Origin of the sequence: Alloscardovia sp. HMSC034E08 (assembly GCF_001813415.1) — a bacterium.
Taxonomy (GTDB): Bacteria; Actinomycetota; Actinomycetes; order Actinomycetales; family Bifidobacteriaceae; genus Alloscardovia; species Alloscardovia omnicolens.
This window is the reverse complement of the sequence record NZ_KV812468.1, coordinates 829846-854560: the sequence shown is the minus strand read 5'-3', so window position 1 is coordinate 854560 and position 24715 is coordinate 829846. Positions and strand designations below refer to the sequence as shown.

Here is a 24715-nt window from a genome sequence, read left to right as displayed (position 1 = left end):
GACGTTTAGCGCCGTAAGAAAGTACAGTACTACCGAGAGGATAGGACAGTGACGTTCACAACGAATATCGCTATTTTAGGTGCGGGTAAGATCGCTACAAAAATGGCTACAACTGTAAAGATGATGGAAAAAGATGAGCGATGGTTCGGCCGCGTAAAACTGTATGCAGTGGCTACGCGCGACTCACTCGAACGTGCGCAGGCTTTTGCAGATGAATACGGCGTCGAAGTTGCCTACGGTTCGTACAGTGAGATGCTTGCCGATGCAGACGTAGACGTAGTTTATATCGCCACACCTCACCGTTTCCATGCTGAGCAAGCTATTACATGTATGGACGCTGGTAAGCATGTGCTGATTGAGAAGCCTTTTACTGTGAATGCTCGTGAAGCACGTGAAGTGATTGCTAAGTCACAAGAGACAGGGCTGACCTGTGCTGAGGCTATTTGGACTCGTTATGTGCCTTCGCGTGGTATTATTCAGAATATTCTTGATTCTGGTGTTATTGGTGATATTACCTCGATGAGTGCAAATCTTTCGTATCCGATGATGACGAAAGAACGCATGACGAATCCTGAGTTGGCTGGCGGTGCTTTGCTCGACGTTGGTATTTATCCGTTGAACTTCATTAGCATGTTTATGCCTGCTCAGGTAGAGAAATTGGTTACTTCGGCACGTTTATCGGATCAAGGTATGGATGAGGTCTCACAGACTACTTTATGGTTTGATAATAAGGCGATGGCCGATATGACTTCTTCTTACTGGGAGGTAGGAGACCGCTGCGGTTTTATTCGTGGAACGAGGGGAATTATTCGCGTGGAGAACGTGAATAATCCTTCAGATATTGTGGTGATGAACAAGGCTTATGAGGTGCTTGATCATCCTGAAATTCCGGAGCAACTCACTGGTTTTGAGTATGAGGTTGACGCTATGATTGAGGCTATTGGTCGCGCAGAGATTGAACCGGAAGCGATGCCACATGCTGAGAGTTTGCGCATGGTGAATATCATGGATCAGATTCGGGGCGAGTGGGGAATGACTTATCCATTCGAAAAGTAAGCAACTGAGTTACTATACCAATAAAGTTGTGGTGGTTCATTCTTAAGAGTGAACCACCACAATTAAATTAATACATTAATATGCACACAATACATATGATTATTGCAGCTAGACCAGCTAATATGTAGGTAATTATTTTATTAAAACCATGACTCATTCCAAGACCAAGAAGAGTACCAAAGGTTCCTACTGTGAGAAGGAAACCAGCTAATAAATATGACCATGGTAAATGGGAAGAGCTTATGACGAGATAAACCTGTAGACATGCTCCTACAATCAGCTGACCTAGCATAACGTATTCTAGACCTTGCCAATTTTTTCTTTTCATTTTTTTCCCCCCCCTGGAGACCCAGCGCCTGTTCCTGTCTGGAATATACGCATACCTCGTAGCGTACTCGCTTTTTGTGAATATGAACAAAATAACATACAACAGGGCAGTTCGTTGTGGAACAGCGTATCGTGTTCTTGGATTGTATCCGAGTTTTTGTTTGTTTACTTATTCTTGACGCAGATGGGAGCTTGAGCGGTTCGTGAAACGTGACTTGGTGTATCGTTTCACCATGTGCGTGAATCATGTCTTACTCTAGCACTTCACGATTCACACACAAATGAGGACTTCAACCACCCTTAAAAGTGAACGCGAACGTTGTTAGAGCTTGACGCTAACAACTTCTACGTACTCATGAGCGAGAATTGAGAACGTTTTTCGAGCGTACACATTGTCAGCGAGTCACGCTCACAACTTCCACGCACCTGCTACCTACAAAATCGAGCTACAATCTATTGAATCCATTGTCTTCAACTTGTCTTGGGAACTATCGATATGTTTACAATTGTGTTTCTTCCACACACATCCAGTACATATAAATCTCCCGTTCCTCGAACAATTTATATTGAACAAGAAACGGGAGTTATCAATTTTATAGCTGGCAGTTACTTCTTGCGAGGCTTATACATCTGCGTATCAAGAAGATTTTGATAATGAGCCAAAACCTTCGGACGAATCACTTTCATTGAAGCAGTAAGCAAACCATTATCCTGTGTAAAGTCTTCTGGCAAAACAATAAACTTACGTACAGATTCAGCGCGCGAAACGCCTTCATTTGCCTCGTTCACATATTTTTGAATTTCACCGCGCACAGCCGCATTATTGGCAATCTCTTCCATCGTCAAAGAAGTATCAAGCCCTTCCTGAGCCATCCATACACGTGTTGCTTCTTCATCTAAAGTAATCAGTGCAGAAATAAACGGACGTTTATCTCCCAAGACCAAAGCCTGCGAAACAATGCCGCAACGCTTAATAGAGGCTTCAATAGGTGTAGGATAAACGTTCTTACCACCTGCAGTAATAATCAAATCTTTCTTACGTCCGGTAATGTACAGCAAACCATCAGGAGTTAAAGCGCCTAAATCGCCTGACGCAATCCATCCATCCTCAGTAAAGGAAGAAGCAGTAGCTTCCTCGTTCTTATGGTAAGCCTTAAAGCAGCCAGCACCCTTCACTTGAATCTCACCGTCTTCAGCTAAACGAAGAGTGAAGCCTGGGAAAGCAATACCCACAGAACCAGCGTGGAACGGAACGCTTAACGGAGTGAAAGCGCATGGAGCAGTAGTTTCAGTCATGCCGTAGCCTTCATAAACTGGAAGACCAGCACCACGGAAGAAGGAGAGTAATTGCGGATCCAAAGGCGCACCGCCGCACACCAGCCACTTAGCGCGGCCGCCCAAAGCCTGACGCAGGGAAGAGTAGACAATTGGGTCGAAGCTGGCACGACGAGCGGTAGCCAAAGCACTAGCATGACCAGATTCAGAAATCTGATTCATGTAGTCACGCGCAGCGTTAGCTGCGGCGTTAAATACGTGTCCCTTAACGCCGCGACCTGCCTTCTGAGAGGCAGCGTTGTAGACCTTTTCGAAAACACGAGGAACAGCAATCATAACTGTTGGACGAGCTACAGCTAAATCTTGCAACAAGGTCTTAATGCCGGTGGCAATATAAATGCGAATGCGTGAATTTACCACACCGTAGTTAATAGCACGAGCGAAACTATGCGCCTGTGGCAGGAAGAGAAGCACAGTATGAGTATCGTTCTCTAACAAATCTGGAATGAAAGCACGCAGATTCAGAGCAAAAGCAAGATAATTGGCGTGCGTCATTTCCACGCCCTTAGGAGCGGACGTAGAGCCAGAGGTATAAACGATGGAGCACAAATCGTCTTTATGAATAGAGGCGATGCGTTCGTCCAGCTCCTCATCGGAAATGGAATGACCATATGCCTGCAGCTCTTCGAGAGCACCGTTTTCGATGCAGCCAATGTACTTGAGGGTAGGGCAGTCGTTCATTGCGCCCTCAGCCTTCTTGTACATATCCTTTGTCTGGGTCATGAGCAGCACAGCGTCTGAATTATTGACGATAGTGCGGATTTGTTCAGCCGAATCAGTGTCATAAATCGTAGCGAGCACACCGCCCACAGCTAAAACAGCGGTATCAAAAATATCCCACTCATAGCTGGTCTGACACATAAAGGCAACAGCATCGCCCTTCTTCAAACCACGCTTGAGCAAACCTTTAGCAGCATTACGAATATCTGCTAAAACTTGGTTAGCAGTACGGTCAACCCATTCACCGTTGACCTTAAAGGTGTACATAACCTCGTTACCCATATCGTGTGCACGCTGTTCATACAAGTGGTACACAGACATATTCTCTGGAGTTTCGCGCACACCTTCTGTAGAAGTGGTCAGCAAGCCAGATTCAGGGTCGATATAGGTTGTTGTAGGAAATTCTGGAGACGACCAGTTCATAATGCGTGGATCGCCAAAAGCAGACTTATCGAAAGCAGTTGGTGCACCGAAAGTCACGAATTGGTCGGAGTCCGATGGAGAAGCAACGGATTTCACAGTGGATTTTACGCTTTCCACTGTTCGATTAAATGCTGCGGATACTGTGTTCAGAACGCTCATGAGCTACCTCTCTGCAATCGCCTCTGTAAGTGTGGGCATGTATTCGCTTTATTGAATACGCCATATACAATTCCCATATTTTACGGCGTGGAGTGGATAGGTGTGCGTGGAGTGAAAAGAGAAGGGCATAGAGGGGGATAGGGAGGCGACAGGGAAGATATAGAGAAGTGCCAGAGAGGAACGGGCATGAATAGATAGCGGGGTAGAAAGCGTGCACAGGCAGGAAGACTGAGTAGGAACGGATAGGGATAGAAGCAAGCACTAGACAGGCATGAACGGATAGTGCGGGTGCTGCTGTGTAACCCGACGTGCGAGAACGCGACCAGCTAGACAGCATTGAAGAAAAGACCGTTGCTCACAACGCGAGAGAAAGACCACGAGAAAACCGCACATTTTCGCACAAACTGTTCAATGCGTGGACTTTGAGTTGCATACGTCACATTTAGTAACACTGAACCGATAGACTAACACATGTAAGACAGAAGCTTGGCGCTCGCACCGCACGTACTGCATACACCGCATGTACCGCAAGCAAGCATGCCAAGCATGAGGAAACATGAGTTGAGGAGGACTCGTGACAGACAAAGACATTGTGATTACCTATGGTGTGCTTTCGGAGCGCACTGAGGTGGAGAAGCGAACAGGTTTAACGCCTGATATCGTTACTCGTCTCAAGCGCAGCGGTGTTGCTTGCGTAGTAGAACAAGGTGCAGGCTTAGATGCACACTTTACAGATGCTGATTTTGAAAAAGCTGGAGCACGTGTAGCTTCTAGAGGTGATGTCATTGCATCCAGCGATGTTCTTGGCTTCGTTGGTCGTCCAAGTGAAGAAACGCTCAACGCCATCAGGCCTGGCACATGGGTTATTGGCGCTTTGCAGTCGTTTACTGACGAAGCATATGTAGACTCGCTCAAGCAACGCGGACTCACCGCTGTAGCTATGGAGCGTTTGCCTCGCCAGCTTTCGTCCGCACAGTCCATGGACGAGATGACCTCGCAGAATTCCGTAACAGGTTACAAGGCAGTGCTCAAGGCTGCCGATGCCTATGGATCGTTCTTCCCTATGATGACCACTGCTGCGGGCACTATTCGCCCAGCTAAGGTTCTTGTTTTGGGTGCTGGTATTGCCGGTTTGCAAGCGATTGGTACTGCTAAGCGTTTGGGTGCAGTTGTTACTGCATACGATGTGCGTCCAGCAGCAAAGAGCGAAGTTGAGTCTTTGGGCGCTAAGTTCCTTGACCTCGAGGTTGATTTAACCAAGGGGCAGGGCGATGGCGGTTATGCTCGTGAGCTGACTGCCGAAGAGCGTGCAGCTCAGCAGGCTGCAGTCGATAAGAAGGCTGCAGAATTCGACGTTATTATTACCACGGCTCAGGTTCCTGGCCGCAAGCCTCCAATGCTGCTCACCGCTGCTGGCGTTAACGGCCTCAAGCGCGGTGCTGTTATCGTCGACTGTGCTGCCAGCGAGTTCGGTGGCAATGTTGAGGGCTCTATCGCTCGCCAGCGCGTGGTTACCGAGTCGGGCGTCACTATTATTGGTGATCCTGATTTGGCTAGCGGTGTTCCAGTTACTGCTTCTCAGCAGATTGCGCGCAACTTGGCAGATATGCTGGTTCACTTCGTGCGTGAAGCACAAGCCGAAGGTGCTCCAGCTGCTTTGACGGTTGATATGAATGATGAGATTGATGCAGCCATGGTTGTTGCAGGAGGGGATGAGTAAATGCCAAGTTTGGTTATTGCTATTACGCTTTTTGTTCTGGCCTTGCTTATTGGCGTGGAAGTTATTGGTAAAGTGCCAGCAACTTTGCACACTCCTTTAATGTCTGGCGCTAATTCTATTCACGGCATCATTATTGTAGGTGTTGTTATTGTGGCAGCTCACGCACACACACCGTTAGCTTATGTGCTCATCTTCCTTGCAGCAGTGTTGGGCACTATGAATGTTGTGGGCGGTTATGTGGTTACCGATCGCATGCTCGAAATGTTTAAGTCCTCGAAGAAGGATGAGAACAAGGACGACAAGAAGGACGGTGAATAAAGCATGACAGCTTCCACTTTGGATATTATTACCTGGTTCGTGTATGTGTTCTCCGCCGTCTTGTTCGTTATGGGCTTGCACTACATGAACTCTCCAAAAACCGCGCGCAAGGGTAACTTCGTGTCTGCAGCCGGTATGGTTGTGGCTGTTGTTATGGCTTTCGTGCACATGTTTGCTACCGAAATTGCAGACATGACCGCTGTTTACGTTCTTATCGCAGGTATTGTGTTGGGTACGATTGCAGGCGTGTGGTCTGCTGTTAAGGTGCAAATGACCGATATGCCTCAGCTTGTGTCTGTGTTTAACACTGTGGGCGGTGGTGCTGCAGCCCTCGTTGCGCTCAACGATATTTTGACTGCAAACATGAGCGAGCTCACCCTCGTTCTGCTCATTACCGCCGGCCTCGGCGTTATTATTGGCGCCGTTACCTTTACCGGCTCGCTGATTGCTGCTGGCAAGCTGCAGGGAGTTATTCCTGGTAAGCCAATCGCTTTGCCAGGCCAGAACCTCATTAACGTTGTGCTGATTATCGGTACGCTCGCTTCCTTCGTTATGCTGTGCATTCAGCCACAGCAGCGCGTGCTGTGGAGCATTGTAACCGTTGTTGTTGCCTGCGTCTATGGTGTGCTGTTTGTTCTGCCTATTGGCGGCGCAGATATGCCGGTTGTTATTTCCGTTCTCAACGCATGCACTGGTACAGCTGTAGCTATGAGCGGTTTGGCAATCGATAACGTCGCTCTGATTGTTGCTGGTGCTTTGGTTGGTTCTGCAGGCGTAACGCTGTCTATTTTGATGGCTAAGGCGATGAACCGTCCGTTGTCCTCTGTTCTGCTCGGCGGTTTCGGCGATACAGGCGCAGCAGGTGCTGCAGGTGATGGTCCAGAAGGTACCATGCGCGAAACAACTGCTGATGATGTTGCGGTTCAGCTTGTATACGCCGATAAGGTCGTATTCGTTCCTGGCTTCGGTCTGGCTCAAGCTCAGGCTCAGCGCGAACTGGCAGATCTCGGTCAGCTCCTCGAGGAGCGCGGTATCGAAGTATCTTATGCTATCCATCCGGTAGCAGGTCGTATGCCTGGCCATATGAACGTGCTCTTGGCAGAAGCGAACGTGCCGTACGAGCAGCTTATTGATCTGGACGATATTAATCCGCAGTTCCCGTCAACCTCGGTTTCTCTCGTGGTTGGCGCGAACGATGTGACTAATCCTGCCGCGCGCAAACCTGGTACAGCAGTATCCGGTATGCCTATCTTGGACGTGGATAAGTCGCAAAGCACCGTCGTTATTAAGCGCGGTCGCGGTCGCGGTTATGCGGGCATCGAAAACGAACTGTATTTCGATCCGCACACACAGATGCTGTTTGGCGACGCAAAAGCTCAGCTGCAATCCATTATTGCGGCAGTAAAAGAGCTAATCGCTGACTAGGCAAAACGGGGCAGTGGACTTTAAGTTTTCTGCCCCATATGCTATCTTAGAAAAGCTGCTTTGGCGAGGGGAGTAGTCCCGTAATCGACTTGGCCCATCAGAGAAATTCTTTATGCTTTTCTCCTGCTGGTTTTCGAGTGTCCCAAAGCCAGATATTACAAGGAGAAATATTATGGCAGATATCACTTTAACTGGTGACGTACGTACTGAATTCGGTAAGGGTGCAGCTCGCCGTATGCGCGTAGCTAACCTCATTCCTGCAACCGTATACGCAGGTGGCGAGGAACCATCCTTCTTGCAGCTTCCTGCCAAGGAAACAACCTTGGCATTGCGTCACACCAACGCTTTGTTCGAGCTTAAGTTCGGCAACGAAACTAAGACTGCAGTTGTTAAGGATGTTCAGCGCAACCCAGTAAAGCGCACTGTTGAGCACGTTGACTTCTACGAAGTAAAGGCTGGCGAAAAGATCGTTGTTAACGTTCCAGTATTCGCAGAAGGTACTCCAAAGGGTGCTGCAGTTGCATTCGTCGATATTCAGGAAATGGCTATTAAGGCAGACGTTGCAAACCTGCCAGAGCGCATTGTTGTTTCTGTTGAAGGTTTGATGGATGGCGACAAGGTTCTCGTAAAGGACGTTGTTCTTCCAGAGGGCACCGAGCTCGCTATGGACGATTTGGACGAGCCAGTTGTTACCGTTTCTGTTCCAGAAGGTGACGACGAAGCTGAAGCTCCAGCTGCTGATGACGCTGCTGCAGCCGCAGAAGCTCCAGCTGCTGAGTAAAGTAGCTTTTATATAAAGAGATTGCCTCGTAACCTGTTTTGTACGGGTTACGAGGTTTTCTTTTATCAATATTTGGAAAAAGATAGCATTTGGCGACGGTGTGTGTAAAGTATGTAGCAGGCGTCACAAGCGCAAAACTGAATATACACAATCAATGATCGAGAAGAAGAATGACGAATACACATCACGATCCTGAATATATTAATACTCTGGCAGATAAGTTCACCGTACTGCCACACAATAACCGCATAGCAGATGCAAAGCGTGAGCAACTTATTGATAAGCCTGCATTTGGTCAGATTTTCTCTGACTCCATGGTGCACATGACTTGGACTGAGGGCGAAGGCTGGTCCGACCGTCGCGTAGAGCCATACGGCCCATTGAAGATGGATCCAGGCGCTTCGGTTCTGCATTACGCTCAAGAAGTTTTTGAAGGTTTAAAAACCTATCGTCATTCTGATGGTTCTTTGTGGCTGTTCCGTCCAGATGCGAATGCAGAACGTTTCCAGAACTCTGCTCAGCGTTTGGCTTTGCCGAGCTTGTCTGTAGAAGACTTCATTGGTTCTGTAGCTGCTCTGGTCAAGGCTGATAAGCAGTGGGTTCCAACACGCCACGACTACACGCTTTACATGCGTCCATTTATGTTTGCGTCTGAATCTTTCTTGGGTGTGCGTAAGGCTAAGGAAGTTGAATACTGTGTTATTGCTTCTCCTTCTGGACCATACTTCCCACAGGGTGTAAAGCCAGTAAACATTTGGGTAGAAGATACTTACTTCCGCACAGGTCCTGGTGGCACCGGCTTCGCTAAGTGTGGTGGAAATTATTCTGCATCTCTCGTTGGCGAATACCGCGGTATTGCACAGGGTTGTGAGCAGGTTTGCTTCGTTGATGCTGCTACCAAGACGTATTTGGAAGAACTGGGAGGCATGAATATGTTTGCTGTTCATAAGGACGGCCACTTAGAGACTCCTAGCTTGAACGGCAATATTCTTCCTGGTGTAACTCGTCGTTCTATTATTCAGATTGCTCAAGATGAGGGTCGCGATGTTGTTGAAAAGATGATTAAGCTGGACGATTTGCTCGACGATATTCGTTCTGGTGAAGTCACTGAAGTCTTTGCGTGCGGTACTGCAGCAATTGTAACTCCAATTGGACGCTTCAAGTCCGAGAAGTTCGATGTAGCTGTTAATGGTGAAGCAGTAGGCGAGTACACTGCTCACTTGCGTGAACACCTTATGGGTATTCAGTGGGGCGAAGTCGAAGACAAGTACAACTGGATGTGGAAGGTTTCCGACTAATTCCATTTCTGGTGGTAATGCTTTTAAAGCGCCTGCTCGGTTTAGCTGTTCAGCTAGTAAATGCCGGGCGAGCGCTTTTTTGTTGTAGCGTAGCGTGGTGTCAGTGTATGAGTTGGTTTTTCCGTGGGATAAACTCCGTCGCAACGCAGTTTATGCCACGGAAACTGGAGTAGATGCCGTAGCTTCCAATCGCCACGCAAGGTTTGAGAAGAACAGTCGAAATCAGTCTCTCAGAGCGATCCATTTTATCTGTATCGCTCAATCCTTAAGAACGATATGAGTGTTGCAGTTGTTTCACACGCGGTGTGAACGTTCCCAACAGCAGTAACACTCAAATCGTCAGCAGCGTTTGGAAGAAACAGTCACAGAACCCCTTAAAATCAAGCCTCTCACAGCAGTAACATCCAAACGCTACGAACCGATTGAGAGATACAGCCGCTTAAATCAAAAGACCGCGCCATCCCCAGCAATCCTGAGGAAAGACGCGGTCTTGTAAGTAGTACGAAAACTACTTAAAGCCTATTAAAGCTTAGAGTGCGTTGATAGCAAGAGCCAAAGCAGACTTACGATTTGCTGCCTGGTTCTTGTGAATAACACCGCGACCTGCAGCCTTATCGAGCTTCTGAGAAGCAACAGCGAATGCTGCCTGAGCAGCTTCCTTGTCGCCAGCTGCAATAGCTTCGCGAGTAGCGCGAATGGTGTTCTTCAACTGGCTCTTTACAGCCACGTTACGCTTATGAGCCTTCTCATTAGTGAGAATGCGCTTCTTCTGCGACTTAATATTTGCCACTTTTATTTCTCCAAACGTTTGTTACACGGCATACAAGCCATAATCATACCATGAGTCATGTAGAATTGAATGCAGTTTAGCAGCATAGACCAAGGAAGAATTCATAATGCCTCAGATGACGGCTCATAATCAGCCAGGTTCTACAGATCAAAAGTTGGTGCGTAACTTCTGTATTATCGCACATATCGATCATGGAAAGTCCACGGTAGCCGACCGAATTTTGCAGCTCAGCGGTATCGTTGAGCAACGTGAAATGCGTGACCGCTTCCTTGACCGCATGGATATTGAGCAGGAACGCGGTATTACCATTAAATCGCAGGCTGTGCGCGTTCCATGGACTGTTGATGGCGTTGAATACACGCTCGGCATGATTGATACTCCAGGACATGTCGATTTTTCGTATGAAGTTTCGCGCTCACTGGCTGCTTGTGAAGGAGCAGTTCTACTGGTAGATGCAACACAAGGTATTGAAGCACAAACATTGTCGAACCTATATATGGCCATCGATAATGATTTAGCGATTATTCCTGTTCTTAACAAAATTGATTTGCCATCTGCAGACCCAGATAAACATGCAGACGAGATTGCAGGTCTGCTCGGTATTGATTCCAGCGAAGTCTTGCGCGTCTCAGGTAAAACAGGCGATGGGGTAGATGAGCTTCTTAACCGTATTGTAAGCGATATCCCAGCTCCAACCGGCGAAGCAGATGCAGAACCACGCGCTTTGATTTTTGATTCTGTCTACGACTCTTATCGTGGAATTGTGACTTATATTCGTATGGTTGATGGCGAACTTAAGAGCCGTCAAAAGATTCGTATGATGGGCTTAGGAACAGTACATGATCCGATTGAGTTAGGCGTTATTTCTCCTGAAATGCAGCCAACAAAGGCTCTAGGTGCTGGTGAAGTTGGTTATATTATTACCGGCGTAAAAGATGTGAGCCAATCTAAGGTGGGCGATACCATTACAGCTCAAGATAATATGGCTCAAGAAGCTCTGCCAGGTTATCGCGATCCACAGCCTATGGTGTATGCCGGTTTATTCCCGATTGATAATGCTCAGTTCCCAGATTTGCGAGACGCTCTCGATAAGCTCAAGCTCAATGATGCAGCACTCGTGTACGAGCCAGAAACTTCGGTTGCTTTAGGCTTCGGTTTCCGCTGCGGATTCCTTGGCTTGTTGCATATGGAGATTGTGTCGGAACGTTTACGCCGCGAATTTGGTCTTGATCTTATTTCTACTGCACCATCGGTAACCTACGATGTGGTAATGGATGATCGCAGCGAACATCATGTGACCAATCCAAGTGAATTCCCAGAAGGGAAAGTACGCTCTGTTACCGAACCTATTGTGTCTGCAGATATTATTCTTCCTAAAGAATTTATTGGCGCTGTTATGGAACTGTGCCAAGACCATCGCGGACAAATGGGCACTATGGAATATATTTCGCCTGAGCGTGTTGAAATGCATTACACCATTCCATTAGCGGAAATCGTATTCGACTTCTTCGATCAACTCAAAAGTCGCACGAAAGGTTATGCAAGTTTGGATTACCATGAGTCCGGTGAGCAGACCGCAGATTTGGTGAAAGTCGATATTCTTATTCAAGGTGAAACGGTTGATGCTTTTAGTGCTATTGTTCACCGTGATAAAGCCTATTCGTACGGTGTTATGATGACGAAGAAACTGCGTGAGCTTATTCCTCGTCAACAGTTTGAAATTCCTATTCAGGCGGCAATCGGTTCTCGCATTATTGCGCGTGAAACTATTCGTGCTTTGCGTAAAGACGTGCTGGCTAAATGCTACGGTGGCGATATTACACGTAAACGTAAGCTGCTTGAAAAGCAGAAAGCTGGTAAGAAGCGCATGAAGATGCTGGGGCATGTTGAAGTGCCTCAAGAGGCATTCATTGCTGCACTGTCTACTGACGAGCCAACAGATCGCGATACTAAAGATAAGATTCGCGCGGCTCAGAAAGCTAACTAAGGTGGTAGAACACACTCCGTTTGAAGTTTATGTGCATGTGCCATTTTGCTTACGCCGGTGCGGTTACTGTGATTTCAACACATATACGGCCGTCAATTTAGGCGGTGGTGTGAGCCGTTCCTCATACGCAGATATGGTCATGCGCGAGATGGAGATTATTTATCGATGGCAGGAAGAGCAAAATTGTGTGGAGCTTGCTGCTCATACCATTTTCTTCGGGGGAGGAACGCCAACGATTTTGCCGGCATCAGATTTGGTGCGCATTGTTGAGCGAATCCGATCCCTGTGGGGTATTGAAGATTATGCGGAAATAACAACCGAGGCTAATCCAGATACCGTTAACGCGCAGTATTTAGAAACATTAAAAGAGGGCGGTTTTAACCGCGTATCTTTTGGTATGCAATCTGCTGTTCCTCATGTTTTAGCTACCCTTGGTCGCACGCATAATCAAGATAATGTGGTGAGTAATGTGGCAGCAGCGAAAGAACTGGACTTACGCTCAAGCGTTGATCTTATTTATGGCACTCCAGGAGAGAGCATTGAAGACTGGCGTATATCTGTTGAAGCTGCATTAGAACTCAATGTGAATCATATTTCTGCGTATGCCTTGGCATTAGAACCAACCACAAAAATGGGGCGTATGATAGCTGCTGGAAAGCTGGAGCAGCCTGACGATGACGATGAAGCAACGAAGTATGAAATAGCAGACGATATGTTCGAACAGGCAGGATTGCAGTGGTATGAAGTATCCAACTGGTGCCGGCCTGGCAATGAGTCTGAACATAATCTGGGATATTGGCGCAATGTTGATTGGGCGGGTATCGGTCCGGGAGCTCATTCTCATTACAATGCTGCACATATACGATCATGGGATATTCATCATCCAAAACTGTGGGGTAATGCTATTCATGAAAATCGCGTACCATGGGCGGGAAGCGAAAGCATTGATGAGCAGATGAATATTGAAGAGATGGCACTGCTTGGTTTACGTATGCGCGATGGCTTAGATATTGCCAATTTTGAAAGCGCTGCAGCTATGACTATTCCTGAAGTCACCTTGGCTGAGTTTGAGCGGGAAGGGCTTGTCACCATTGAGAATGGTCATCTCATTGCCACACGCCGTGGTCGTCTACTCAATGATTCTATGATTGCGCAAATTTTAGCGGCTGTTGGGCGCTAACAAAATACATGGGCATATGATTGAGTACAATATGCACTCAGGTCGTGAATATCCTGCCTGCACCGTTATACTAGGTGCAGACTAGAGATTGCTCGGTGAGAAATCATGCATATAAAGGAGTAATGATGCCGAATAGAGCAGAACGTCGTGCACAAGATAAGCGTCAGCGTCGAGGTCAAGCTGAGCCAGAACAGAATCAGCGTTCCCGTGCTGGTTTGTTAGATGAACAAACATTGCAAGACCGTTCTGTTCGTTTGAAAAACAAGCGTAACGGCGCATGGGTTCCAACCAGTTCCACTATTGAGGCAGAAGAATCCGATGATGTTATTCCTTCTGCAGATCCAAAACTACGCGGTTCAAGTGCGCAGGCTAAGGCTGCTAAAAAAGAACGCAGACTGCGTGAACGCGCTCTTAAAGAATTGCAGCGCCAAGAGGCAGAACGTGAAAAAGAAGCACAGCGCAATGCGAAGCATCTGCTGTTTGCTCGTTCACCTCGCTGGTGGACGGCTCTGGTCGCTTGGGTTGTAGCTGGTTTGTCAGTCGTAGCAGCCATTGTTCTTATGGTTCTTCACACGCCAACATGGAGCTACGGCATTCCTGTTATTCCGTTTGTTATCGCCTTTATTGTTTTGGCTGTATTAGCACGTTTAGAGCCAGAAAATCAGTATGAAGAGTTGGCTCGTCTCGATCGACTCGAAGATATTCGTGATGCTCAGCGTCAAGGTCAGCACACACCTACAGCTCATCCGTTGAAGTGGTGGGTTCGCGTGCTCAACTGGATGCTCATTATTATTGCAGCAGGAGCTTTGCTGTCGTTGCTCTTCTGGACTCCTAATATTTGGGTGATTATGGGCATTGTTATTGCTCTTGCCCTCGGTGTGCTCAACTTGTTTATTGTGGCTGATTCTGCAGAAAATAATCCACACTTGGATCAATATGGCACAGCAATCTAAATAATTGGTTACAATCGATTCCATGACAGCTGCTGCGGAATTGAAGAATGTAATGTTTCGACGTCAGCGCAGAACTATTCTCGCTGACGTCAATTTATGTGTGCAACCAGGTGAAAAGTGGATTATTTTTGGACCTAACGGCATAGGTAAATCCACCTTAATTTCCATGATGGCAACACGTCTTTTCCCCAGCGAGGGCACTGTAGACATTCTGGGAAATCGTTTGGGCAAAGTCAACGTTTTTTCTTACCGTCATCGTATTGGTTTAGCATCTGGTGCCTTGAATCAGGCATTCGATCCGCTTGATGATCCTCTCGATGCTATTGTATCGGCTTTAGACTCAAAAATCGGTCGTCGTGGAGAACACTATTCCACTGAGCAATATGCTGCCGTGCGTGAGCTGATGCGTCACTACGGTATTGAATACTTAGCAGGAAAGAAAATGTTTAAGCTTTCTGAAGGCGAGCGCACACGTGTGGGCATTTGCCGTGCTCTTATGACTAATCCTGACCTGCTTATTCTTGACGAACCGACCGCAGGTTTAGATTTGGGTGGGAGAGAACTTGTAGTGAATGCTTTAGCCAATCTTGCTACAGAAGAATCTGAGCGTAGTGCTCTGCTTGTTACGCATCGTCTAGAAGAAATTCCTGAAGGGTTTAATAAAATAGCTATTCTAGGGCATGTATCTCAAAGCAGGGCTGATGATATTGCTGCGCATGTACTCGAATCGGAAGAAGCTCCAGCAGATGGTTCTGCGATTATTAATCTGCGTCCAGGAAGTATTCTTTTTACAGGATCTCTTGAAGAAGGCTTAACGAGCGAGCGCCTCAGTAATCTTTTTGAGTTGCCGGTTAGAGTAGTGCATGAGCAAGGTCGTTGGTCAGCTTTTGCGCGCTAGCGGAAACTTCGACACGCCAGTATTATTTATTTAGCTTAAAATTTGACAAACTAAATATCTCGTCTTAATGTTTAGTTTGTTCAAATGGAAATAAACTAAATAAGGTGATGGCTATGTCGGATTATGCAATTTTCCACAATTTAGCTCGTTTGCACCAGTATCCTTATGTTTTGTTCGTAGCGCATTTCTATAACTGGTCAGATAATAGTATTAATACGCTGCGTATGTTGAACACTCAAGGCAGCCTTACAGCAGGACAGATTTCTGAACAGCTGGATATTAAACCATCGAGTGTTACGCAAATTATTAACAAACTGGAGCAGGTGCACGCCATCAAACGTGAGAAATCGTCAGAAGATTCACGTGTCACTATTGTGAGTATTACTGATGATGGTCTCAGTATTTTGCATGATTTGGAAGATGTTGCTACCTCGATAGGGGATGAACTTCTTGAAGGTTTCAGCTCAGAAGATGTTAAGACGCTCAATACTTTACTAGGACGTTTAATAGAGAATGCATCACAAGAATCGATGCGAGATCATGTACGTTCCATCTTGGCTGATAATGAGCATTGGAATGTGATGGATAGTCTGGTACCAAACTTTAAACGTTCACGTTCGATAGTTTTGGCACATACAGATCCGGAGATCTTTAATAAGAATTTAACTCCTGAGCAAGTTCGCATGCATATTCATAAGAAACATCAGCAACTCTTCCGCTCATAAGTTTTATCGTACAGAAAGGTTTCCCATGCTTAAGTTATGGAGGAGATTCCTCTCCAGGCATTGGTTGCAAGTATCTATCTTGGTACTTGTGCAGGTGGGGCAGACCGTGCTCAACCTGTATTTGCCTAATCTTCAGGCAGATATTATTAATGACGGTGTAACAGCAGGCGATGCGGATAAGGTATGGAGCATCGGCTGGACAATGATTTGGGTAGCACTTATTCAAATTATTACCAATATTATTGCCGTCTATTATTCTACGCATTTAGCTATGCGAGTTGGCTATGAGGTGCGTAAGGATTATTTCGCGTCGGTAGAGAAGTTGTCGTTACACGATATTGAGACTTTCTCTGCGTCTTCGCTTATTACACGTGCAACCAACGATGTGCAGCAGGTTCAGATGGCAACTATGCAATCCATGCTGATTATTTTGCAGGCACCAATTATGTTTATTGGTGGCGTGATTATGGCCGCACGTGAAGATGGTCCATTAACGTGGTCTATCGCCATTATTATTCCTATTGTGCTTCTTGTTGCTTTTATTATTATGAGCCAGATGATGGGCTTGTTTAAGAAGTTCCAGAAGAAGCTCGATGAAGTCAACAAGTTGGTTCGCGAACAGATTAGCGGTGTGCGCGTTATCCGTGCTTTTACGCGCGAAAATACGGAACGTAAGCGTTTTGATGACAGTAACGATGCTCTTGTGCATCTTCTGCTCAATATTGGCCGATGGATGGGTCTCATGATTCCAACCATGTTCTTCATTATTAATGTATCGAATGTGGCTATTATGTGGTTCGGCGGTCATCGTATTGAATCGGGCGAGATGGGAATTGGCTCCTTGCAGGCCTTCATTCAATATCTCATGATTATTATGATTGGCTTAATGATGTCTGCCATGATGTCCGTGATGTTACCTCGTGCATCTGTTTCAGCTAAGCGCATTATGGAGGTAGTAGATACTCGCAGCACTATTACAGCCCCAGCACAGCCGGTGCACAACGATAATCCACAGGGTGTTATTGAGTTTAAGAACGTCAGCTTCACCTATCCAGGTGCGGAAGAAAAAGTACTGAATAATATTTCCTTTGCTGCTCGTCCAGGGCAAACCGTGGCATTTATTGGTGCAACTGGTTCAGGTAAATCAACTATTATTCGTTTGGCATCTCGCATGTTCGATGTAACTGATGGTGAAGTGCTGCTTGACGGTCATAATGTTAAAGAGTACGACCCAAGCGATCTAGCTGCACTTTTCGGCCCTGTTCCTCAAAAGTCAGTGCTCTTCTCAGGTACTATCCGTTCAAACCTGCTCTACGGTAATCCTGACGCTACTGATGAGCAGCTGTGGGAGGCTCTGCGTATTGCTCAGGCTGAGGATTTCGTGCGTGAACTACCAGATGGTTTAGAAGCTCATGTAGCTCAAGGCGGTACGAACTTCTCAGGTGGACAGAAGCAGCGTCTATGCATTGCACGTGCTGTAGTTCGTCGCCCATATATTTACTCTTTCGATGATTCCTTCTCTGCATTAGATATGGCAACCGATAAGAAGGTGCGCGATGCTTTGGCTCCAATCACTCGCCAAGCAACTCAGCTTTTGGTAGCACAGCGTGCGTCTTCTATTCGCCATGCAGACATCATTATTGTTATGGATAACGGACGTATTGTAGGTCAGGGTTCACACGCCGAGCTGATGGCTACTAACGAAACATATCGAGAAATTGTGGAATCTCAGGGCGGTCAAGGTCCAGATATTGAATCCTTGAGCTTGGGAAAGGAGGACTAACATGGCAAGAAACGACACATCTCCTGTAGTGAAAAAAGGAGAGAATTTACGTGTTATTAGTCGTCTTGTGCGCTATTTAGCTGCCGACCGTGTGCGCATGACCATAATGATTCTCAGTGGTCTTATTGGCGTTACTCTCATTGTGGCCGGACCAAAGATTATGGCGCAGGGCACAGATATTCTCTTCACCGGTATTTTGGGCGTTATGCTCAAGAATACGATGCATATTCCTGAGGGAACATCTATCAATGCGGTTATTGATATGCTCAAGCAGAACGGTCAAGACAAGATTGCTTCTATGCTCTCGAGCTATAACGTTGCAGTGGGTAAGAGCGTTGATTGGTCTGCTTTCGCCAAGATTATGCTCATTACCATTGGTATCTACGTTATTGCAATGACTTTGCGTGCCGTACAATCCTTTATGATGGCTCGCATGACCAGTAACTTGGTTTACCGTTTACGTAACGAGATTATTGAGAAGATTAACCGTCTGCCATTAAGCTATTTTGATCGTATTCCACGCGGCGAAATCATGAGTCGTACAACAAATGACGTGGATAATGTGCAACAGTCGTTGCAGCAGATTTTGGCTGAGTTCTTCTTCTCTACCTTCCAGTTCGTTGCCACCATTATTATGATGTTGACGATTTCGCCAACTCTTACTGTGGTTGCCGTTATTGTTATTCCTGTTCTGCTTGTGGTTATTGCAGGTATTTTAAAACTGGTTCAACCTGAATTTATTAAGCAGTGGGAACACACCGGTAAGGTGAACTCGCATGTGGAAGAAATGTTCTCAGGTCATTTGGTTGTGCGCGCTTACGGTCAGGAACATAATGCTGAGCAGACTTTTGAAGAATATAACCAGGGTTTGTATAAGTCCAGCTTTATTGCAAACTTCTTCTCAAGCCTGATGAATCCGTTGACTTCTTTCGCTGGTAATGTTTCATTCGTTATTGTTGCTATTTTCGGTGGTTTGCGTGTGATTAACGGTCATCTCACTTTGGGTGATTTACAGGCCTTTACTCAGTATTCACGTCAAGCAACGCAGCCTTTGGGTCAGCTTGCTTCTATGGGTTCTATGCTGCAGTCTGCTGTTGCGAGCGCTCAGCGTATTTTCGAATTCTTGGATGCTGATGAGGAAGAACGAGATAATCAGGATGCTCCTCGTTTGGCTGAGCTTACTGCTGCAAACGGCGGTGTGAAGGGTCATGTTGAGTTCGACCATGTACAGTTCGCTTATACTGCAGATAAGCCGCTTATTCGTGATTTGTCTTTGGAAGCTCAGCCTGGTCAAACTATAGCTATTGTTGGCCAAACGGGTGCTGGTAAAACCACTTTGGTGAACTTGCTCATGCGCTTCTACGAGATTAATGGCGGACACATTCGTTTGGACGGCGTAGATACGAAGCAGCTGACACGTCAGGATTTGCGTAGCCATTTCGGTATGGTTTTGCAAGATACCTGGCTGTTTGAAGGAACGATCCGTGAGAACTTGTTCTACGGTGTGCATGATGCGTCTGCCCGCACAGAAGAGCGTCTACTTGAGGCTACTCGCGCTACACATGTTGATGAGTTTATCCGCCGCTTACCTCAGGGTTACGATACTGTTTTGAGTGATGATTCCACAGAACTGTCTCAGGGTGAAAAACAGCTGTTGACTATTGCACGTGCATACTTATCTGATCCAGATATTTTGATTTTGGATGAAGCTACGAGCTCGGTTGATACCCGAACAGAGGTGAAGGTTCAGGAAGCAATGAATACATTGAGAACTGGTCGCACAGCCTTTGTGATTGCTCACCGATTGTCTACGATTCGCGATGCTGATATTATTCTGGTCGTCAATCATGGCGATATTGTGGAGCAGGGCAGCCACGACGAATTGTTAGCGTTGAATGGTGCGTACGCGAATATGTATAACTCTCAATTTGCTGGCAAAAGTGACGATAATTAAAAGTTGAGAGCACGGGGCGCGCTTGTTCTAGTGAGCAGGCGCGCCTTTGCGTATACAATAGTTGTTCGATGACGTTTGGAAAGGTGAGATGATGACGTATACACGAGGAGTTTTACGTGCCGGCCAAAAGGTGCAGTTAACCGACCGTAAGAGCAATATGCTTACCTTCCAATTGGTTGCAGATGGCGTAACCGATACAGCGCATGGCCAGATTGCGCATAACGATATTATTGGTGAGGCTGAGGGTCGAGTTATTGAAACTCATGCTGGCAATGCTGCTGCCAATACGAATATGTCGCAGACGCCACAAGGCAAACCGTGGAAGGAATCTCGGCGTATTGGTGGATGGCAATATACGGTTATGCGTCCACGTTTAGCAGACTATGTGCTTTCTATGCCTCGCGGTGCGCAAATTATGTATCCGAAGGATATTGCAACCGTTATTGAACTTGGTGATATTCGCCCTGGTATGCGCGTACTTGAATCCGGTGGTGGTTCTGGTGCTATGAGCTTGCATCTGTTAGAAGCTATCGGTGAGCAAGGTGAGCTGACAACAATTGAGATGCGCCCAGATTTCGCGAAAATCTGTGAAGCAAATGCTACGTTATTTTATGGTTATGCTCCTTCATGGTGGCATATGATAGTGGGCGATTTTGATACGCAGATTACACACTGTGAATCACATTATTTTGATCGTATTGTGCTCGATCAGCTCGACCCATGGAACCGTCTTGAACAAGCTCATCGAGTTATTGCCCCAGGCGGCGTATTGACGTGTTACGTCACCACAACAACTCAGTTAAGCCGTTTGGTTGACAAGCTTCAAGAATCGGGCCAATGGACTGCGCCGCATATTCAAGAGAGTTCGGAAAGGTCCTGGAAAGTGGATGGACTGGCTGTTCGTCCTGAGCATTCCATGATTGGTCATACCGGTTTCCTTGTTTTTGCTCGTGCTATGGCTGACGGTTTTACTGCATTGAAAAAACGTGAACGCCCGAATAAAGATACAACAACAGATATTGATGAGAACGGCGTAGACTTGGCAAGTCTGGAGCTGCGCGATATGTCTGATAGAAAATTACGTAAGGTATTGCGTGATTTAGATGCTCAACTATCTCAACTGTAATGTTTGGTAGGATAAGACTATGGCTGTAAACCTAACAAAAATTGGTAAATGTGCACGCGATTATGAGTATGTTCTTATTCTTATGCGTCACGCTAAAACCGAGAAAAATGCATCAACAGATGCAGAGCGTGAATTAACTGATAAGGGACGCAAACAAGCCAAGCATGTGGCTAAAGCATTAGATGGAATCAATTTAGTTCCTGATGTTCTTGCGGTCTCGGGTGCTAAGCGAGCGCGTCAAACCGCAGATAAAATGCTCAAAGTTTTTGGCGATAAACCGGACGTTTCTTATCATAAAAAACTGTATACAGACGGATTATCAGAAATCTCTGAAATCATATACGGTCAAAAGAAAAAGCATCATCTGCTCATGGTAATCGGTCACGAGCCAACAATGAGTGAAGCTGCCCAATGGTGGGCACGCTCAGCAGATAAACACGACAGCACGTATGATTTATTGCAGTTAGGCTTATCCCCAGCTGCCTGCGCTATCTTAGGCTCGAACAAGCCTTTCCATGAGTGGGATGTGCATGAAGCAGACGTTATCGCTGTTATTTCTGCGAAGGATTGTAACTAATATGGATGATTTCTCGCTATCGTCAACGCAACTCATTCGCACAGGATTTCAACAGATTAATTATGCGCTCAGTGATGCGCAACGTTTGCATCGCTGTCTCGATGCAGTAGCATCGCGCTATACGTGTGCATGGTCTGTGGTCGATATTTTAGGTTATGCCTCGAACGCGGATAATCCTGATACAGCAATGCGTTATGTTGCCGATATTGCTGAGAAATTAGCAGAGCAGAAGAGCGATATCAGCACAATGTTTTTTACCGCCCGTAGCAGTGAAATGTCACGGCTTGTAGCTTTGTGTGGTGCCTCCGATGGACTAGGGCATTTTCTTAGCTCTCAACCTTCTTTGGTGACGGAAGTTTTTCAGGCAGCTGAACCTCAACAGTCTTTTTATGTTGATGAGAGCGCCAGCTATATTGAGCAAGTGCAGGCTTTGCGCATAACCTATTGGAAAAACTTACTGCATATTGCCGCTGACGATGTAGCAAGCGATTATCCTTTGGACGTGCAGCCTGTTATTTCTCAACGTTTAAGCGCGTTGATTGATGATACTTTACGTGCAGCTTTGAAGATTGCGCAGTATAAAGTTCCTCAGGCAGCAGAATGTCGTTTTGCTGTTTTTGGTATGGGTAAGCTGGGCGCTCAAGAAATTAATTACGTTTCCGACGTTGATTTGGTCTATCTTGTAGACAAAACAGATGATTTTCATGGCGATCTTACTGTTGTGGGTACCCAGATTGGCTCGGTTTTACAAGCTGTCTGTTCTGCTGTTATTCCTGGAGTCAGCGTTCCCGCTCTGTGGGAGATTGACACTGCTTTGCGTCCCGAAGGTAAGGCTGGAGCTTTGGTGCGCACTGTGCAATCAGCGCGTATATATTATGAAAAGTGGGCGGAAAACTGGGAGTTTCAAGCTCTGCTTAAGGCGCGTTTTATTGCGGGAGATATGCAAGTTGGCGCTGATTTTCTCGATATGATTACACCACTTGTGTGGTCTGCTTCTGCTCGTAAAAACTTTGTATATGACTGCCGCGCTATGCGCACGCGCGTTGAAGAACATATTCCGTTGGATCATAAAGACCGTGAGATTAAGCTGGGTAAGGGTGGTTTGCGCGATGTGGAGTTTACTGTGCAAATGCTACAGCTTGTGCATGGTCGCACCGATGAAACTTTGCGAACGAAAGACACATTGACATCGCTGAAGCATTTGGCTCAGGGCGGTTATATTAACCGTCAGCAGGCTGAAAATTTATCGCAAGATTACAGGTTCTTGCGCGTATTAGAGCATCGTCAGCAGTTATGGAAAATGAAACGCACTCATTTATTCCCACAGATTTCGAGTGCTCATGAAGATATTTTTACGCGAACTCGCCATATGAGTGAACGCGATATTGCTGAAAATCCCGATATTGTGCGTTTATCGCGAGCTGTGGGATTAACAGCTGTTCAATTGGTGGAGCGTTTTGATGCTGTGCGTTTGCAAGTGCGTTGCTTGCATATGGATATTTATTATCGTCCTATGTTGCCGCACTTGTCGACTCTGTCTGAGGATGATATTCGTTTATCTGATGAGGCTATGCGTCAGCGTTTTGAATCTGTGGGCTTTGCCGATCCAGATGCTGCTATGGTGCATGTTCATGCGTTAACTTCAGGCATTTCGCGCGCTAGCCGTATTAATCATATTTTATTGCCTCAGATTTTATTGTGGGTGGGCATTGGTCAAAACCCTGATATGGGGTTGATGATGTGGCGACGTTGGGTGGAAACTATTGGAAGTTCCGGTCCTTATCTTGGTTTTGTGCGTGATTCGCCTACGGCTTTAGAACGTTTATGTCATATTTTTGCTAATTCTCGGTATTTGAGTGAAGCCTTAATGAAGTCGTCTGAATCTACCACATGGTTGGGCGATGACAAAAGTTTGCAGCCACGGTCACACGATAGTCTCGCCACTCGTACGTCGGTGATGTTAAGCCGTTTTGCTGATTCTCAAGTGGAGTTTTCAACCTTGTTGCGTGCGATGAGACGCCGCGAGATTGAGCGCGTGGGCTTATCGTGGATGAGTGGCGTTATTAATTCTCAAGAAGCTTTACGCGCTATGACGCGCGTCTATGATGCTTTACTGGATGCTAGCTTACAGTGGGCAACCACTCATTTAATGAAGCAAGGCGACTATGACGAAGCTCCAGCACGGATGGCTGTTATTGCGATGGGACGATTCGGTGGGGAAGAAGTCAATTTTTCTTCTGATGCCGATGTGATGCTTGTTTACGAAGCCGCAGACGGTGTGAGCGATAATATTGCACGGTCTTTCGCTAGTTCTCAAGCCGATGTGATTCGCTCTATTTTGACTGATTTAGCGGGAACTGAACAGAAGCTTGATGTAGATATGGATTTGCGACCTGAGGGGAAGAACGGTCCACTTGTGCGTTCTTTCGACTCTTGCCGCGAGTATTATGCTTCCTGGTCGCAGACGTGGGAGAGGCAGGCTTTGCTGCGTGCTCGTGTGGCTGCCGGTTGCCAGGAGCTGGGCGCGCGTTTTATTGCGCAGATAGTTGATCCGCTCAGGTATAGTGCGGATGGTGTGACTGCTGAAGAAGCGCATAGTATTCACCAATTGAAGGCGCGTATGGAGGCTGAGCGCTTGCCGCGCGGAGTACGCAATGATCGGCATATTAAGCTGGGGCGTGGCGGATTGTCCGACGTGGAATGGACTGTGCAATTACTGCAATTGCGTTATTCCGCTCAATGGGAAGACGTTCGCACCACGCATACTATTGATGCTTTAGACGCTTTAGAAAAACATGGTGTTATTCGTGCTGATGATGCCCAGATTTTGCGTCATTCATGGCAGTTGTGCACTGATTTACGTAATGCCTCTTTCTTATGGTCAGGGCGTGCCCAGCAGGCAGATATTATTCCTGACGATTACTTCGATATGGGCGGTTTAGCCGTATGCTTAGGTCACGAAGCACACCGCGGTTTGCAGTTTATGGATGATGTGATTGGTGTTATGCGCAAATGCCGTGATGTGGTCAATCGTCTGTTTTATGGGCGTGAATAACCCTCTTCATGCGTGAAGTCGATACGCGCAACCGATATGCCAGTTTTGAAGCCATTTTTGTGCATCAAAACTGGCATAACAGGTGTGTTAATCGGTTAAGCAGAATGCGTGAGGGCAAGAGATTA

18 protein-coding genes are annotated in these 24715 nt (G+C 46.5%); 16 read left to right on the top strand and 2 right to left on the bottom strand.

The features are described from left to right. Positions 1–48: 48 nt before the first annotated feature. Positions 49–1056 carry a Gfo/Idh/MocA family protein gene (locus HMPREF2909_RS05225; protein WP_071415475.1) on the top strand — a complete coding sequence of 336 codons (1008 nt, stop codon included), beginning with the start codon at positions 49–51 and terminating at the stop codon, positions 1054–1056. 933 nt (positions 1057–1989) lie between these two features. On the opposite strand, the gene HMPREF2909_RS05220 is transcribed toward HMPREF2909_RS05225, so the two are convergent. Next, positions 1990–4020, bottom strand: coding sequence for an AMP-dependent synthetase/ligase (locus HMPREF2909_RS05220; protein ID WP_071415474.1), 2031 nt, complete (start codon positions 4018–4020; stop codon positions 1990–1992). Positions 4021–4594: 574 nt separating this feature from the next. On the opposite strand from HMPREF2909_RS05220, the gene HMPREF2909_RS05215 reads away from it, so the two are divergent. The 5 genes from HMPREF2909_RS05215 to HMPREF2909_RS05195 all read left to right on the top strand — a co-directional run bounded on the left by HMPREF2909_RS05215 (position 4595) and on the right by HMPREF2909_RS05195 (position 9562). Continuing rightward, entirely contained in the window at positions 4595–5740 is a 1146-nt protein-coding gene (locus HMPREF2909_RS05215) for an NAD(P) transhydrogenase subunit alpha (protein WP_071415473.1), read from the top strand. Beyond that, positions 5741–6058 carry an NAD(P) transhydrogenase subunit alpha part 2 gene (locus tag HMPREF2909_RS05210; RefSeq protein ID WP_071415472.1) on the top strand — a complete coding sequence of 106 codons (318 nt, stop codon included), beginning with the start codon at positions 5741–5743 and terminating at the stop codon, positions 6056–6058. A 3-nt stretch (positions 6059–6061) separates the two neighbouring features. Next, positions 6062–7483, top strand: a complete 1422-nt coding sequence (locus HMPREF2909_RS05205) for an NAD(P)(+) transhydrogenase (Re/Si-specific) subunit beta (protein ID WP_071415471.1) — start codon at positions 6062–6064, stop codon at positions 7481–7483. A gap of 169 nt (positions 7484–7652) precedes the next feature. Further along, positions 7653–8264, top strand: a complete 612-nt coding sequence (locus HMPREF2909_RS05200) for a 50S ribosomal protein L25/general stress protein Ctc (RefSeq protein WP_210387909.1) — start codon at positions 7653–7655, stop codon at positions 8262–8264. A 170-nt stretch (positions 8265–8434) separates the two neighbouring features. Further along, complete coding sequence (locus HMPREF2909_RS05195) at positions 8435–9562, top strand: branched-chain amino acid aminotransferase (protein WP_071415469.1); 1128 nt, start codon at positions 8435–8437, stop codon at positions 9560–9562. Positions 9563–10091: 529 nt separating this feature from the next. Here the strand turns inward: HMPREF2909_RS05195 and rpsT are convergent. Then, a complete protein-coding gene (gene rpsT, locus HMPREF2909_RS05190) occupies positions 10092–10352 on the bottom strand; it encodes a 30S ribosomal protein S20 (protein WP_021618345.1) in 261 nt (86 codons plus the stop codon). 115 nt (positions 10353–10467) lie between these two features. Between rpsT and lepA the strand changes: the two genes are divergently transcribed. From lepA to HMPREF2909_RS05140, 10 genes are all read left to right on the top strand, one after another. Beyond that, positions 10468–12339, top strand: a complete 1872-nt coding sequence (gene lepA / locus HMPREF2909_RS05185) for a translation elongation factor 4 (RefSeq protein WP_034298031.1) — start codon at positions 10468–10470, stop codon at positions 12337–12339. Position 12340: 1 nt separating this feature from the next. Beyond that, positions 12341–13519 (top strand): radical SAM family heme chaperone HemW, encoded by a 1179-nt coding sequence (gene hemW / locus HMPREF2909_RS05180; RefSeq protein WP_071415468.1) that lies wholly within the window; start codon positions 12341–12343, stop codon positions 13517–13519. 122 nt (positions 13520–13641) lie between these two features. Next, a complete protein-coding gene (locus tag HMPREF2909_RS05175; protein ID WP_148130801.1) occupies positions 13642–14472 on the top strand; it encodes a hypothetical protein in 831 nt (276 codons plus the stop codon). A gap of 22 nt (positions 14473–14494) precedes the next feature. Further along, on the top strand, positions 14495–15370 hold the full coding sequence (locus HMPREF2909_RS05170; RefSeq protein ID WP_071415466.1) for an ABC transporter ATP-binding protein: 876 nt from the start codon (positions 14495–14497) through the stop codon (positions 15368–15370). Between the two features lie 113 nt (positions 15371–15483). Then, the gene (locus HMPREF2909_RS05165) at positions 15484–16095 is read left to right on the top strand and encodes a MarR family winged helix-turn-helix transcriptional regulator (protein ID WP_071415465.1); all 612 of its coding nucleotides are present in this window, start codon (positions 15484–15486) and stop codon (positions 16093–16095) included. 25 nt (positions 16096–16120) lie between these two features. Further along, positions 16121–17878 (top strand): ABC transporter ATP-binding protein, encoded by a 1758-nt coding sequence (locus HMPREF2909_RS05160; protein WP_071415464.1) that lies wholly within the window; start codon positions 16121–16123, stop codon positions 17876–17878. 1 nt (position 17879) lies between these two features. Continuing rightward, entirely contained in the window at positions 17880–19832 is a 1953-nt protein-coding gene (locus HMPREF2909_RS05155; protein WP_071415463.1) for an ABC transporter ATP-binding protein, read from the top strand. Between the two features lie 91 nt (positions 19833–19923). Then, positions 19924–20958 (top strand): tRNA (adenine-N1)-methyltransferase, encoded by a 1035-nt coding sequence (locus HMPREF2909_RS05150; RefSeq protein WP_071415462.1) that lies wholly within the window; start codon positions 19924–19926, stop codon positions 20956–20958. Between the two features lie 19 nt (positions 20959–20977). After that, entirely contained in the window at positions 20978–21535 is a 558-nt protein-coding gene (locus HMPREF2909_RS05145; protein WP_071415461.1) for a SixA phosphatase family protein, read from the top strand. A gap of 1 nt (position 21536) precedes the next feature. Then, positions 21537–24590, top strand: coding sequence for a bifunctional [glutamine synthetase] adenylyltransferase/[glutamine synthetase]-adenylyl-L-tyrosine phosphorylase (locus HMPREF2909_RS05140; RefSeq protein ID WP_071415460.1), 3054 nt, complete (start codon positions 21537–21539; stop codon positions 24588–24590). Positions 24591–24715 lie beyond the last annotated feature (125 nt).